We start from the raw sequence: 633 nt of genomic DNA, 5'->3' as shown, positions 1-633 counted from the left end.
AATGGCTAAGGAAAAATTCGAGCGTACCAAGCCGCACGTCAACGTTGGCACGATTGGTCACGTTGACCACGGCAAGACGACGCTGACCGCTGCGATCACCACGGTGCTGTCCGCCAAGTTCGGCGGCGCGGCGAAGAAGTACGACGAAATCGACGCGGCGCCGGAAGAAAAGGCCCGTGGTATCACGATCAACACCGCGCACGTCGAATACGAAACCGCCAACCGTCACTACGCCCACGTTGACTGCCCGGGCCACGCTGACTACGTCAAGAACATGATCACCGGTGCCGCCCAGATGGACGGCGCGATCCTGGTCTGTTCCGCTGCTGACGGCCCGATGCCGCAAACCCGCGAGCACATCCTGCTGGCCCGTCAGGTCGGCGTGCCGTACGTTCTGGTGTTCATGAACAAGTGCGACATGGTTGACGACGCCGAGCTGCTCGAGCTGGTCGAAATGGAACTGCGCGAGCTGCTCTCCAAGTACGACTTCCCGGGCGACGACACGCCGATCATTCACGGTTCGGCGCTCAAGGCCCTTGAAGGCGACCAGTCCGAAATCGGCGAACCGTCGATCTTCCGCCTGGCCGATGCGCTGGACTCCTACATCCCGACGCCGGAACGTGCGGTTGACCA

General features: G+C 61.9%; 1 protein-coding gene. It reads left to right on the top strand.

The features are described from left to right. Position 1: 1 nt before the first annotated feature. Positions 2–633 (top strand): GTP-binding protein (locus ACLIIZ_RS21095; RefSeq protein ID WP_416695671.1); only part of this gene is annotated, 632 nt, incomplete at its 3' end.

Source organism: Azonexus caeni (assembly GCF_048146105.1).
Classification (GTDB): Bacteria; Pseudomonadota; Gammaproteobacteria; order Burkholderiales; family Rhodocyclaceae; genus Azonexus; species Azonexus aromaticus_B.
This window is presented reverse-complemented; position numbering and strand designations above follow the sequence as displayed.